The sequence below is a fragment of the Larkinella sp. C7 genome (assembly GCF_006149005.1).
Taxonomy (GTDB): Bacteria; Bacteroidota; Bacteroidia; order Cytophagales; family Spirosomataceae; genus Larkinella.
This window is the reverse complement of record NZ_VBSL01000007.1, coordinates 189,850-203,255: the sequence shown is the minus strand read 5'-3', so window position 1 is coordinate 203,255 and position 13,406 is coordinate 189,850. Positions and strand designations below refer to the sequence as shown.

The following is a 13,406-nucleotide window of genomic DNA, read 5'->3' as shown; positions in this document are numbered from 1 at the left end:
AGTTGGGGGAATGATTATCTTTACACCATTAATTGGCTTATTAACAGCTACCTCACTATGGCATTCACCGACACCGAACGCAACCCCCTCTCCAGCCTGGAACAATGGGAAGATGATCTGCTGATCCGCTACCCCGAACCGGAACACAAGGCCAAGGAAGAATACCGCAATTATGACGACCCAGCCCGCGATACCGTCCGGGAGTTTTACCGCCTGAATCACACCTACCAGACGTACGATTTTGTGCAGGAAAAACGGGCTGAATTTCTAAAATTCGACAAAAAAGAAATCCCGGTTTGGGGCGCGATGGAGTTTCTCAACACCCTCGTCGATGATTCCGATCCGGATATTGAACTCGACCAGTTACAACATTTGCTGCAAACTGCCGAAGCCATCCGCGCCGATGGTCACCCCGACTGGTTTGTGCTGACCGGTTTTCTGCACGACATGGGCAAAGTACTCTGTCTGTTTGGTGAGCCGCAATGGGCGGTTGTCGGCGACACGTTCCCGGTGGGTTGCGCGCATTCCGACAAAATCGTTTATCCCGAGTATTTTGCGGCCAATCCGGATACGTATAACAAGGATTTCAACACCAAATACGGTGTTTACGAGCCGAATTGCGGGTTGAACAACGTCACGATGTCGTGGGGACACGACGAATATTTGTACCACATTACGAAAGATCACCTGCCCGAACCGGCCCTGTACATGATCCGGTATCACTCGTTCTACGCGCAACACCGCGAAAAAGCGTATGATCACCTGATGGACGATCACGACCGGGCGATGTTCAAATGGGTCGATAAATTCAACCCGTACGATTTGTATTCGAAAAGCCCGGTAACACCGGTCGTTTCGGAATTGAAACCGTATTACGAAGACCTGATCGCGAAGTATCTGCCTGCGACGATCCGGTTGTAACCCTGACTGCAGTTTGCAAAAAACCGATGTTTCCGACATCGGTTTTTTTGTTTATTTTGGTGACGACAAGCCTATTCACCGGATGCTCCTCACCTTTATTGCCCTCTACCTCCTTTCCAACCTCGCCATCGGTGCCTGGGCGGCCCGAAAAGTAACCAGCAGTCAGGATTTTGTGCTGGCCGGTCGGCGGCTCCCGCTGGCGCTGGCGGCTTCGGCCACGTTTGCAACCTGGTTTGGCTCGGAAACGATCATGGGCGCGCCGGCGATGTTTGTCGACGGCGGTTTTCTGGCCGTTATCGAAGAACCGTTCGGGTCGGCCTTGTGCCTGTTTCTGGTCGGAGCGTTCTACGCCCGACCGCTCTATCGGCTGGGAATCACCACGTTTTCGGATTATTTCAGCATTCGCTTTGGCCGTTCGGCGGAGTTTCTGTCGGCGGCTCTGGTCATTCCGTCGTATTTTAGCTGGATTTCCGCCCAGTTCATCGCCATCGGGATTGTCCTTAATCTGGTCACGGGCGTACCCATTTTCTGGTGCATTGCGTCCAGCGCAACCATCGTCATGATTTACACGATGATGGGCGGCATGTGGTCGCTTTCCATCACCGACTTTCTCCACAACATCATCATCGTCATTGCGTTGATTATCATTGCCGTTATTCTGTATAAACAGACCGACGGGATAGCCAGCATCATTCAGAAAACCAAGCCCGGTTTTTTCCATTTCCTGCCACAACCGACGTTCAAAGACGGCGTCGGGTGGGTGGCCGCCTGGATCACCATCGGCCTGGGTTCCATTCCGCAACAGGACGTTTTTCAACGCGTGATGTCGGCCAAAAACGAGCGGACCACCGTCCGGGCTTCCTATCTGGCGTCGCTTCTATACATCACCATTGCCATGCTGCCCCTGTTTATTGGGCTGGTGGGCAAGCAGCTGTACCCGGATTTGAACCAGGACAACCAGATGCTGATTCCGAACATGGTGTTGCGGCAAGCCAGTATGCCGTTGCAAATTCTCTTTTTCGGTGCCTTACTATCAGCGATTCTCAGCGTATCGAGTGGCGCGATTCTGGCACCGGCAACGGTTTTTGGCGAGAACATCTACCGGTTTTTCAAGCCCGACATCAGTGACAAAACGCTGCTGCGTACCATCCGGCTGGCGGTGGCGGTAATCACCCTGATTTGCGTCTGGATGACCGCAGCCCGCGACGTCAACATTTTCGAACTGGTCGGCGAGTCGTCGGCGTTTAGTCTGGTATCGTTATTCGTACCGCTCACAGCCGGGTTATACTGGAAACCGGCCAATACGCTGGGTTGTCTGTTGTCGATGATCAGCGGACTTGTTGTCTGGTTAACCTGTCTGGCCATTGAAACGGAATATCCGCCCCTTGTTTATGGTTTGCTGGCCAGTATCACAGGCATGGCTCTGGGTGCGCTGATCCCCAACAACCTCCAAAACCATCCACCCGTTCAAAAAAATGCCTGATCGATTTTCCCGATGTATTCCAGATTAGTCTGTGACGTCAGCCAGCGCTGAATCTGCCGTCCGACATTCGGATACAGATTCAGGTCGTCCAATTCATGAATCGGCTTCCAGCTAACGGCCAGTGCCGTGGTTTCTTCCGGGTTGATGCGGGGAATACCGCCAATCAACTGACTGACAAATACCACGTGCAACACATCTTCTTTGGTTTCCGAACCGTTGGTCGGGGGCAAAATCACTTCTCCGATAAACGCGATCGGCCCGACTTCAACATCGATGCCCAATTCTTCCTGCAACTCGCGCATCACCGTCAGATCCAGGGTTTCGCCCTGGTCGGGATTGCCGCCGGGCAGGGCATACACGTCCGTGTCACCATACCGGTAATGCATCAGCAGTAAATGATTATTCTCGATCAGGAGCACCGCAGGCCGTACTTTCATAACTCAGGAAGAAATTGATGAAACATGAACAGTAAAGTACAACAAAACCGATACTTTTGATACTGCATATTTAACCTTGTGTAATGAAAACGATTGTAAAGTTCCTCAGCATTCTGTGCGTATTGACCGGTCTGGCCACTACGACCACAAACGCCAAAGATGCGATTCTGGTTTTTTCGAAGACCGCAGGCTTCCGGCACAAGTCCATCGAAGTGGGTAAAATGAGTATTGTGAAGCTGGGGCAGGAAAACGGTTTCAGCGTCGATACGACCGAAAACGCGGCTCTTTTTACACCCGAAAACCTGAAAAAATACAAGGCCGTCGTTTTTCTGAGCACAACCGGCGATATTCTGAACGCTGAACAACAGGCGGCTTTTGAACAGTATATCAAAAAAGGGGGCGGTTTTGTCGGAATTCACGCGGCAGCCGACACCGAATACGAATGGCCGTGGTACAACCAACTGGTGGGGGCGTATTTCCTGAGCCACCCGAAGCAGCAGAACGCCGAAATTGAGATTGTGGACAAAAAACACCTTTCGACCAAAGCCCTGCCCGACCGCTGGAAACGCTACGACGAGTGGTATAACTACAAAAGCATTGTGCCGGGCCTGAAAATTCTGGGAAAACTGGATGAGAAAACCTACGAAGGCGGCAAAAATGGTGATAATCACCCGTTTATCTGGTACCGCGAATTCGACGGCGGCCGGTCGTTCTACACCGGCGGGGGCCACACAGACGAATCCTACAGCGACACCCAATTCCTGACGCACATCCTGGGGGGGATTAAGTACGCGATGGGGAAGAAGAAGTAAAAAGAGTTATTTCGCAGAGTTAAGCGGAGGAAATCAGAGTTTATCAGAGTTTTCTCTGCGTCCCTCTGATGTTCTCCGCTCAACTCCGCAAAATAAATCCTTAAATTTTGATTTTCCGCCCGGTTTCGGCAGCCTGGTACGTTGCCTGGATAATTTTCACGTCCTGCATTCCCTCTTCACCCGTGATGTGCTTCGGCAGTTGTTTGCCGTCGATCAGATCCTTGCAAATACCGTCCATATGCATGGCCTGGTGATTGACCACCGGTTTATCGATCGGACCTTTGCTGGTCATCCCTTTCAGCGGACCGTACCCAAAGGCGGGGCGCAACTCGAACCAGCCATTTTCGGCCGACGCGTACAACCGCTCGACGCCCGCAGCGTAACTGGTAGTCGACGTTGAAGTAATTCCGTTCGGAAATTCGAACTGCCAGTACATCGTTTCTTCCACATCCTTGAATTTTTGGGGATCGGTTTTGGGCGCAAACTGGGCGGTCACCGAAATCGGCTCCAAACCCGTTACCAGCCGCACGCCCTGAATGGCGTAGATGCCCACGTCCATCATCGGGCCACCACCCGCCATCGCTTTTTTAAGCCGCCACTGGTTTGGATCACCGGCCTTGAAACCGTCGCTGGCTTCCAGAAATTTCAGGTTGCCGAATACTTTCTCCCGGCCCAGTCGCATCATCTCCTGCGTGAAAGGTTCATAGTGGAGCCGGTAGCCAATGGCCAGTTGCACGTTGGCCTTCTTACAGGCATCGATCATATCCTGACAATCCTTCACCGTGATCGCCATCGGTTTTTCGCAAATCACATGCTTGCCGGCTTTGGCCGCCCGAATCACGTATTCCGCGTGCATTGAATTCGGCAAAACGACGTAAACCACATCAATATCCTTGTTGTCGATGATGCGGTCAAACGTTTTGTAGTCGTACACATTCGCTTTCGGAATGTTGTACTTAGCCATCCATTCTTCTGCTTTGGTAGGCGTTCCAGTCACAATACCGGCCAGCCGAACGTGCTGCGTTTGTTGCAGAGCCGGAGCCAGTTGATTCTTGGCGTACCCTCCCAGGCCGACCAGCGCCATACCCAATTTACGGCCTTGCCGCAGCGGTTCGCCCAGATGCGAAACGAGCGTGTTGATGCGGGAAAATTCATCCTGCTGATTCAGCGAAGCCGCATAACCGGCTAAGGGCGAAGCGAGCGCCGAAGCGCCAATGCCTTTCGAAAGTTTTTGTAAAAAATCACGACGGTTGGAATTCATGCCAGAATGGTTTTAGGAGAAATACTACCAGAGTAAAGAAATCAGAGGTGTGACAAGATCCAAGTCCCTTGTCACACCTCCCATCATAAGTTGCACAAATCTAATGAAGTATAGCTGTTTTGAAAGGCGGTTCCGTAAAATTAACCAGACAACTCATTCGGCTTTGATCGAAATCCGGATGTCGGTATTTCGCCCCTTGTCGTCGGCACAGGAAATTTTGAGCGAACCGGGTTGCGGACTGAAGAAAACGCCCTCCGTTGGGGCGGCTTTTCGGTAAAGTTTATCGTTCAGATACCAGTAGACCAGCTTCACTTCATTGTCGGCCTGACAACTCAGTTGCAATTGTTGCGGCTGGTGCGGATTGATAAAATATTCGCTGCCGTCGTTCGGGCTCACAATCTGCGGCCCCTGTTGGGCAAACACCCGCGTGCAGGCCGGATTATGGGGCGGTATTTTCAGGTACGGAATCCGGCGGCTTTCGTAAAAAGCAATCAGTTCCGGCGCGAGATTCGGGTAAAACCGTTGAACGGCAGGATCGGTTTCCGAACCGGCCTGTTCGGGTAAACAATGGGCACAGTACGACAGCGTTCCGGCCGGGTTGGTCCAGACGGTTTTCTGGTGTTGGCAGCGGTGGTAGGGCGAAACGCCCATGATGGCGTAATCAACGATTTTATGCGCACAGAATTCACCCGGCACGTCGCCGGTTTCGGCGCAGACTTGCCGCATCGACAGACTTTTCGGCATTCGGAACCAGCCGCTGGTCGAGTTGTAGTCGATGGCGTTGAAAATACTGAATAACAATGGGGTGGCAATGTTTGCTCCGCTTAGTTCCGGTACGCCCTCGCCCGAAAAATTACCGACCCAAACGCCCACCGTATACCGCTTGTTGTAGCCAATGCTCCAGGCATCCCGCCGACCGTAGGACGTACCGGTTTTCCAGGCGATGCGTGGCAAATGATAACTGTTATCAAAGTTATTCGGCAAATCCGGGCGGGTGATTTGGGTAAGCGTATTGGTAATCAAAAAAGCGGCATCCTCCGAAATCAGGCGGCTTTTTTTCGCGGGATTTTCATTCGCATGGGGAGCCATAAAGTTGAGGTTGCTCATCTGACCACCGTTGGCAAAAGCCGCAAAGAGCCTCGTCAGTTCTTCCAGCGTGACACCACAACCGCCCAGAATGACCGACAAACCCAGCCCTTTCGACTGTTTTTTGATGGTCTCAAAACCAGCTTTTTTCAAATAATTGATAAACGTCGGTGTGCCAAGCTGTTGCATCGTTTTCACCGCCGGAACGTTCAGCGAGTTGGCCAGCGCAGATTCCACCGTGATCGGGCCGTAGAATTGCCGGTCATAGTTCTCGGGTTCGTAGCCGGAAAAGCTCGTCGGCACATCATTCAGGACGGTTTTCGGCGTCATCAGTCCTTTGTCGAACGCCACGGCGTACAACAACGGTTTCAAGGTGCTGCCCGGCGACCGCACCGCCCGGACACCGTCTACCTGCCCGCCGTCGTAGCCATTCGCAAAATCCGCCGAACCAACGTAGGCTTCCACCGCCATCGTCTCGTTATTAACCACCAGAACCGCTGCGTTGTGAATGTTCATCGAACGCACCCGCCCGACGTAATTGGCGACGAGTTGCTCCGCCTGCGCCTGTCGGTTGGGCCGCAGCAACGTGTGAATGATTGGCTGATCGGGCTGGCTTTTTTTCAGCCGCAACGCCAGATGAGGTGCCCGTTTCGGTAAGGCCCGCCGGTGTGCTTCCAGCGGTTCGGCCAGGGCGTCGACGATGGCGTCGGACGTGAACAGCCCGGTTTGTCGGAAGCGGTTCAGCCAGCGGTTTCGTTCCTGCACAATCAGCTTGTTATTGATTCCCAGCCGCAGGGTCGAAGGGCGGTTCGGGATGATCGTGAGCGTCGTGATTTCGGCCAGACTCAGCAATTGGGGCGGTTTTCCGAGGTACAGCATCGACGCCGATTTGATACCTTCCACGTTCCCGCCATACGGAATCAGGTTCAGATACAGCTGCAGAATCTCGTCTTTGGAATAAAAAAACTCCAGTTGAATGGCCCGGAATACTTCGACGATTTTGCTGGCGTACGTCCGTTTTCGGGGTTCCAGCAGCCGGACCACCTGCATGGTGATCGTGGAAGCCCCCGAGGTTCGGCGGCCCGTTGTCAGGTTGCGAACAGCCGCCCGCGCCATCGATAAGGGGTTAAAACCGGGGTGATAATAAAAGAACCGGTCTTCCTTGTGTAAAATCGTTTTTCGCAACACCGGCGTGATTTCGTTCAGTTCCGTCACCAAACGCCATTTGTCGTCGTCACTCAAAAACGCGTTAAGAATGGTGCCGTCGGCGGCTGTAATAACCGTTGAATACCGCGGACGGACTCTTAGCGGGAAAAGCAGATTCAACCCCAGCAACAGCCCGACGAACGCAATCAGGGCTTTTACCCCGCGTCGTTTCCAGAATTTTTTGGCGATATGAAGTAATTTTTCCAATATGCAAACCCTTAACCCGGCACCTTAAAAATCAGTTCTATAAAACCGCTATCCGTTCAGCAAGCAATCCAGGCAATGAAAGCCGTTATCCTCTACGCCATAGTTCCGGTTTCGCACTTTCATTCTTTCACTCTTTCACCCATTTTCAGATGAAAATTCAATTTTTTGGTGCCGCCCGCACCGTTACCGGCAGTAAACACCTGATTACGACCCAACGCGGAACACGCATTTTGCTCGACTGCGGTTTGTTCCAGGGCATCAATACCGACGATCTCAATCAGGATTTCCGGTTTAAAGCCTCCGACGTCGATTACCTCCTTCTGTCGCACGCCCACATCGATCATTGCGGATTGATTCCACGGCTGGTTCGTCAGGGTTTCACCGGCCCGATTTACTGCACACCCGCCACCGCCGATCTCTGCCAGCTTATGCTGCTCGACAGTGCACACATTCAGGAAAAGGACCTGGAGCGGATCAACAAACGCCGGAAAAAGCAGGACCGCGCCTTGCTCGAACTGTTGTACGAAACCGCCGATGTAGAACGCGCCCTGGAACTGTTGAAACCGGTCGAATATGGCGAAACGTTCTGGCTCAGCCGCGACGAAGTCAGCGTAGTCTTTACCGATACCGCCCACCTGCTGGGCAGCGCGGCCATTAGCCTGACCGTCCACGAAACCGCTCCCAACGGCGATCCGGTGGAAAAACGCCTGTTTTTCAGTGGCGACATTGGCCGGCCGCACGACAAGATACTGAAAATGCCGGAACCCTTTCCGCAGGCGGATTACATTCTTTGCGAATCGACTTACGGCGACAAACTTCACGAGCCGGAAGTCGATATGAGTGCGCATTTGCTCCGGATTGTGCACGAAACCTGCGTGGTGCGCCGGGGCAAGCTCATCATCCCGGCTTTTGCCGTCGACCGGACGCAGGAGCTGGTGTATGCGCTCGACCAGCTCGAAAACCGGGGCGAACTGCCGCGTCTGCCGGTGTACATCGACAGTCCGATGGCCGTGAAAGCCACGCATTTGATGAAAGCCCACGAGGAATGTTTCAACCCGGAGATTCTGGCCTACATCGAAAAAGACGGCGATGCTTTTGCCTTCCCGAACCTGCATTATGTGTCGGATGTGGAAGAATCAAAGGCCATCAACGACCGCGACGAACCCTGCATCATCATCTCGGCGTCGGGCATGGCTGAAGCCGGACGCATCAAACACCACATCAAAAACAACATCGAAGATTCACGCTGCACGATTCTGATTGTGGGCTATTGCGGCCCGGAAACGCTGGGAGGGGCCTTGAAGCGGGGCGATTCGCAGGTAAAAATCTTTGGCGAAACGTTTCTGGTAAAAGCCGACGTGGAGGTGATGGACTCGTTCAGTGCCCACGGCGATTACCGGGAGATGCTCGAATTTCTGTCGTGTCAGGATGCGGGGCAGGTAAAACAGGTGTTTCTGGTCCACGGCGAATACGACCGGCAGGTGGTTTTCCGGCAGAAACTCCAGAGTGCCGGTTTCCAGAATGTCTACATTCCAGCGCTGTATGAGTCGGTGGAATTGTAGGCGGTTTGTAAAAAGCGCAGGCAAAAGCCGTTTGAAACCTAAAAAAACGTAGAAACCGTAAAAAATCTGTAGCGACGACTTGCATAGAAAATCAAAACCCTGCATCTTTGCAATCCCATCTGGGGAATGTATGCCGAAGTGGTGAAACTGGTAGACACGCACGTTTCAGGGGCGTGTGAACGTAAGTTCATGCGAGTTCGAGTCTCGCCTTCGGCACAGCATTAGACCCGTAATCTTTCGATTACGGGTTTTTTGTTTTTAGTCTCAAATGCCACTCGTAACGATGATACAAAAGTTACAGTATATACCAGTGACCTCCGCGTCAATCCCCTCCCCTCACTTCTTCTCCCCAAACTCCTCCACCCACACCCGAATCTTTCGATCCGGCATCTCGGCAATTTCCATCAGGAATGTGAGTTGGCCCTCTTCCCCTTCAATGGTGATGGTGACATGCATCTGTTGACCGGGCTCCTTGGCAAAAAGTGCCTTGATAACGGATTTCCCTTCCTTGTACGGAACGCTCCAGGTGCAGGTCGTCGACTGAATGGTGCCGTTCATTTTTTGATCGGCATTACCGGGTACTATTAAGATGTCGGTTTTACCAATGTCAATGGTACTTTGCTCGTCCACCGTCCGCTGAACCACACCGGCGGCATCCAGGTACTCCGTTTTTGAAGTGATTAGTTTCACCTCCTTGTCGCACTGGGCAAAGCTGAGGACGGCACTGAAAAGCAGGGAAAAAGAGAAGAGGATCGTTTTCATCAGATTTGTTGGTTTAGCGTGAAGGGACCAAATATAAAAATCTTTTTAATTACTGTGCAAAACATAGTACCTTTTATTGCAACCTATTGGATGAGAGGTAAACCGGTTGGATAAATGGCCTTTCGAAAGGCGAAAACCGTCCGATTTTTGACTTTCCCGGTTGGACTGGCTATCTTTCAGGGAAAATCTTCACCGATTTTTCTACCCAAGATCCTAAACCACTTTCGTATGAGTACTTCCCGTCGAGACGTCTTAAAAATGACTGGCATGGCGTTGGCCAGCAGCGTTTTACCCGCCGTCACTATTTTGCACCCCCAACGTTCATTTGCCGGTATCAATACCGACACCCTCAAAGTCGGCCTGGTCGGCTGCGGGGGCCGGGGTTCGGGCGCAGCCGCCCAGGCGCTGAAAGCCGATCCCAATGTGGTGCTGCACGCCGTTGGCGATATTTTCAAGGATAAACTGGATGACTCGCTCAATAATCTGCGGAAAATCCACGGCGACAAGGTCAAAGTCGATGAAGAACATAAATTCGTGGGATTCGATGCCTATAAAAAAGTGCTGGAGTCAGGGGTGGATGTGGTCATTCTGGCAACGCCCCCGCATTTCCGCCCCGAACACCTGATGGCCACCGTGCAGGCCGGAAAACACGTTTTCTGCGAAAAACCGATGGCCGTCGATGCACCCGGCGTCCGCAAGGTGCTGGAAGCGGCTAAAATTGCGAAGGAAAAGAAAATCTCGCTCCTCTCGGGCTTCTGCTGGCGGTTTCATGAACCCAAACGGGCCACGTTTGAGAAAATTCAGGACGGTGCCATTGGCGACGTGCTTACCGTTTACAACACCTACAACACCGGCACCGTCTGGTCGCACCCCCGAAAACCGGGCTGGACCGACGCCGAATACGTGTTCCGGAACTGGTATTATTACACCTGGCTGTCGGGCGACCACCTGGTTGAGCAGGCGATTCACAGCGTCGATATGATGTCGTGGGCCTTTGGTGACAAAATGCCGCTTTCGGCAGCCGGAACCGGTGGCCGTCAGGTCCGGACGGAACCGATCTACGGCAACATTTACGACCACTTTGCCATTACCTACGAATACGAAGACGGGGCCAAAGGATTCCACTTCAGCCGCCAGCAGGTCAATTGCGAGGGGAGTTACATGTGCGAGGCCCTGGGAACAAAAGGCCGGGCCGTTGCCAACGTGTCCCGGAACGTACACGAGATCACCGGGCGGAAAAAATGGAAATATGCGGGGGTTGCCAACGACATGTACCAGACAGAACACGACGAACTGTTTGCGGCCATTCGGAAGGGCGAACCAATCAACCAGGGCGAATACATGGCCAACAGCACGCTGCTTGGCATCATGGGGCGCATGGCGGCCTATACCGGCCGTCGGATCACCTGGGATGAAGCGATGAATTCTACCGAAAAATTAGGCCCGGACACCTACAGTTTTGATATGAAGCCCCCGGTTGCGGAAGTCGCCCGACCCGGTATTACCTCTTTCTCCTGAAAACCATGCAACGCAGAGAATTTCTGAAAAACGGCTCGCTGGCCGCTGTAGGCGGTTTTGCCGCTATTGAATCCGCACCTCATGTGATTGCATCGGTTTCCGCCCCGTTCGTCAATCCGGTTTCTAATCCGGCTCTTAAAACGCCGATGGTGAAGAAAAGCCTGAAATGGGGCATGGTGAAAGAGGATTTGTCGGTACTCGATAAGTTCAAATTGCTGAAAGACCTGGGCTTCGATGGGGTGGAGTTGGACACCCCCAACAACCTCGACATGAAGGAGGTACTGGACGCCCGCGACAAAACCGGTCTGGAACTGCCCGGTACGGTCAATTCGGCCCACTGGAAATCGCCCCTGTCGGACCCCGATCCGAAGGTTCGGGAAGTGTGCGTGAAGGCGATGGAAAAATCGCTGCAAGACACGAAGCAGTACGGCGGCACAACGGTTTTGCTGGTTCCGGGCGTGGTGAAAGCCGATGTGAGCTACGAAGATGCCTACGAACGCTGCCGCAAGGAAATAAAAAAGCTGCTGCCGATGGCCGAAAAAACCGGCGTCAAGATTGCCTTCGAAAACGTCTGGAACGGTTTTTTGATCAGTCCGCTGGAAGCCGCCCGGTTTGTCGATGAATTCAAACACCCGCTCGTGGGCTGGTATTTCGACGTGGGCAACATCCTCCGTTACGGCTGGCCGACGCACTGGATTGAAACCCTCGGCAAGCGGATTCTGAAACTGGACGTCAAAGAGTACAGTCTGAAGAAACAGCAGGACGAGGGTCTCTGGAAAGGATTCGACGTTGAATTCCTGGAAGGCGATTGCAACTGGTCGGCGGTGAACAAAGCCCTTGTAAAGATTGGCTATTCCGGCTGGGCATCGGCCGAAGTCAACGGGGGCGACCGCACCCGGCTGCTGACCATCCGCGAGAAAATGGACGCTATTTTTACGGCCTAAGGCTCATTCGCCGGAAAACCGCCCGTTTTATAACGTATTCATATCGATTACAAACCGGTAGCGCACATCGCCTTTCAGCATCCGGTCATATGCGCTTTGGATGTCTTTGATCGGAATCAGCTCGATATCCGACACGATGTTGTGCTCGGCGCAAAAATCCAGCATCTCCTGCGTTTCGGGTATCCCGCCGATACCCGAACCAGCGATGCTTTTCCGACCGCCGATGAGGCTAAAGCCCATGATTTCGGCCGGTGTCGGGGGGGCGCCCACGCAAATGTGTATGCCGTTGGTTCTGAGCAGGGAGAGATACAGGTTGTAGTCGTGCGGTGCCGAAACCGTATCGATAATGAAGTCGAAATACCCTTTCACTTCCTTCACCCGGGCCGGATCGCTGGTCAGCACAAACTTGTGTGCGCCCAACCGTTTGGCATCTTCTTCTTTGGAAGGTGACGTACTCAGCATGGTTACTTCAGCACCAAAAGCCACGGCAAATTTAACGGCCATATGTCCCAGGCCGCCCAGCCCCAACACGGCAACCTTGTGCCCTTTGCCCACTTTCCAGTGCCGCAGGGGCGAATAGGTAGTAATGCCGGCGCACAGCAGCGGAGCGACGGCGGCCAAATCCAGCTTTTCGGAGACGTGCAGTGCAAAATCTTCGTGGACCACAATCAGGTTCGAATACCCGCCGTACGTTGGCGTTACGCCGTCCTGCTCCCGACCGTTGTAGGTTTGGGAGTTCCCCACCAGACAGTATTGCTCCAGACCTTCCCGGCAATTTTCGCACGTGCGGCACGAATCGACCATACAGCCGACCCCGGCCAGATCGCCCACCTTGAATTTGGTGACTTCCGCGCCGACCTTCGTCACACGCCCCACGATTTCGTGGCCCGGCACCATCGGAAAAATCGACCCGCCCCATTCGTCCCGAATCTGGTGTAAATCGGAATGACAAACCCCACAGTAGAGAATGTCGAACTGAACGTCGTGGGGTTTCACATCGCGCCGTTCAAACTGAAACGGAGCCAGCGGTGTTTGCGCATTCTGAGCTGCGTATCCTTTAGCTGCAATCATAATAGGGATGAATAAATAGGGTGTTAAAAGCCGGTTCTTTCGCCGTGTTCAACGAGCCTGCGAATAGAGACCGGCTCTTTCTGTTCAACCTGATTTTCCCGAATTGGTTTAAATACCAATCGGTAATCAACCGGAC

General features: G+C 53.1%; 11 protein-coding genes and 1 tRNA gene. 7 read left to right on the top strand and 5 right to left on the bottom strand.

All coding sequences use genetic code 11. The features are described 5' to 3' along the window. Window positions 1-57: 57 nt before the first annotated feature. On the top strand, window positions 58-921 hold the full coding sequence (locus FH871_RS19080) for an inositol oxygenase family protein (protein WP_138992997.1): 864 nt from the start codon (window positions 58-60) through the stop codon (window positions 919-921). An 82-nt stretch (window positions 922-1,003) separates the two neighbouring features. Further along, complete coding sequence (locus FH871_RS19075) at window positions 1,004-2,404, top strand: sodium:solute symporter family protein (RefSeq protein ID WP_138993119.1); 1,401 nt, start codon at window positions 1,004-1,006, stop codon at window positions 2,402-2,404. On the opposite strand, the gene FH871_RS19070 is transcribed toward FH871_RS19075, so the two are convergent. Further along, a complete protein-coding gene (locus FH871_RS19070; RefSeq protein WP_138992996.1) occupies window positions 2,389-2,841 on the bottom strand; it encodes an NUDIX domain-containing protein in 453 nt (150 codons plus the stop codon). The two genes, FH871_RS19075 and FH871_RS19070, sit on opposite strands and share 16 nt — an antisense overlap. A gap of 83 nt (window positions 2,842-2,924) precedes the next feature. Here FH871_RS19070 and FH871_RS19065 point away from each other — a divergent pair, with 83 nt between their 5' ends. Further along, window positions 2,925-3,653 (top strand): ThuA domain-containing protein, encoded by a 729-nt coding sequence (locus tag FH871_RS19065; RefSeq protein ID WP_138992995.1) that lies wholly within the window; start codon window positions 2,925-2,927, stop codon window positions 3,651-3,653. 100 nt (window positions 3,654-3,753) lie between these two features. On the opposite strand, the gene FH871_RS19060 is transcribed toward FH871_RS19065, so the two are convergent. Then, the gene (locus FH871_RS19060; protein ID WP_138992994.1) at window positions 3,754-4,914 is read right to left on the bottom strand and encodes a Gfo/Idh/MocA family protein; all 1,161 of its coding nucleotides are present in this window, start codon (window positions 4,912-4,914) and stop codon (window positions 3,754-3,756) included. Window positions 4,915-5,067: 153 nt separating this feature from the next. Then, complete coding sequence (pbpC, locus tag FH871_RS19055; RefSeq protein WP_229317390.1) at window positions 5,068-7,413, bottom strand: penicillin-binding protein 1C; 2,346 nt, start codon at window positions 7,411-7,413, stop codon at window positions 5,068-5,070. Window positions 7,414-7,562: 149 nt separating this feature from the next. Here pbpC and FH871_RS19050 point away from each other — a divergent pair, with 149 nt between their 5' ends. Next, a complete protein-coding gene (locus tag FH871_RS19050; RefSeq protein ID WP_138992993.1) occupies window positions 7,563-8,975 on the top strand; it encodes an MBL fold metallo-hydrolase RNA specificity domain-containing protein in 1,413 nt (470 codons plus the stop codon). A 132-nt stretch (window positions 8,976-9,107) separates the two neighbouring features. Next, a tRNA-Leu gene (locus FH871_RS19045) sits at window positions 9,108-9,191 on the top strand. A gap of 120 nt (window positions 9,192-9,311) precedes the next feature. Here the strand turns inward: FH871_RS19045 and FH871_RS19040 are convergent. Then, on the bottom strand, window positions 9,312-9,737 hold the full coding sequence (locus tag FH871_RS19040) for a hypothetical protein (protein ID WP_138992992.1): 426 nt from the start codon (window positions 9,735-9,737) through the stop codon (window positions 9,312-9,314). Window positions 9,738-9,965: 228 nt separating this feature from the next. Between FH871_RS19040 and FH871_RS19035 the strand changes: the two genes are divergently transcribed. Together FH871_RS19035 and FH871_RS19030 are read left to right on the top strand one after the other, a co-directional pair. Continuing rightward, the gene (locus tag FH871_RS19035) at window positions 9,966-11,255 is read left to right on the top strand and encodes a Gfo/Idh/MocA family protein (protein ID WP_229317388.1); all 1,290 of its coding nucleotides are present in this window, start codon (window positions 9,966-9,968) and stop codon (window positions 11,253-11,255) included. A 5-nt stretch (window positions 11,256-11,260) separates the two neighbouring features. Then, window positions 11,261-12,199, top strand: coding sequence for a sugar phosphate isomerase/epimerase (locus FH871_RS19030; RefSeq protein ID WP_138992991.1), 939 nt, complete (start codon window positions 11,261-11,263; stop codon window positions 12,197-12,199). A gap of 27 nt (window positions 12,200-12,226) precedes the next feature. On the opposite strand, the gene FH871_RS19025 is transcribed toward FH871_RS19030, so the two are convergent. Further along, window positions 12,227-13,270, bottom strand: a complete 1,044-nt coding sequence (locus tag FH871_RS19025; protein ID WP_138992990.1) for an NAD(P)-dependent alcohol dehydrogenase — start codon at window positions 13,268-13,270, stop codon at window positions 12,227-12,229. Window positions 13,271-13,406 lie beyond the last annotated feature (136 nt).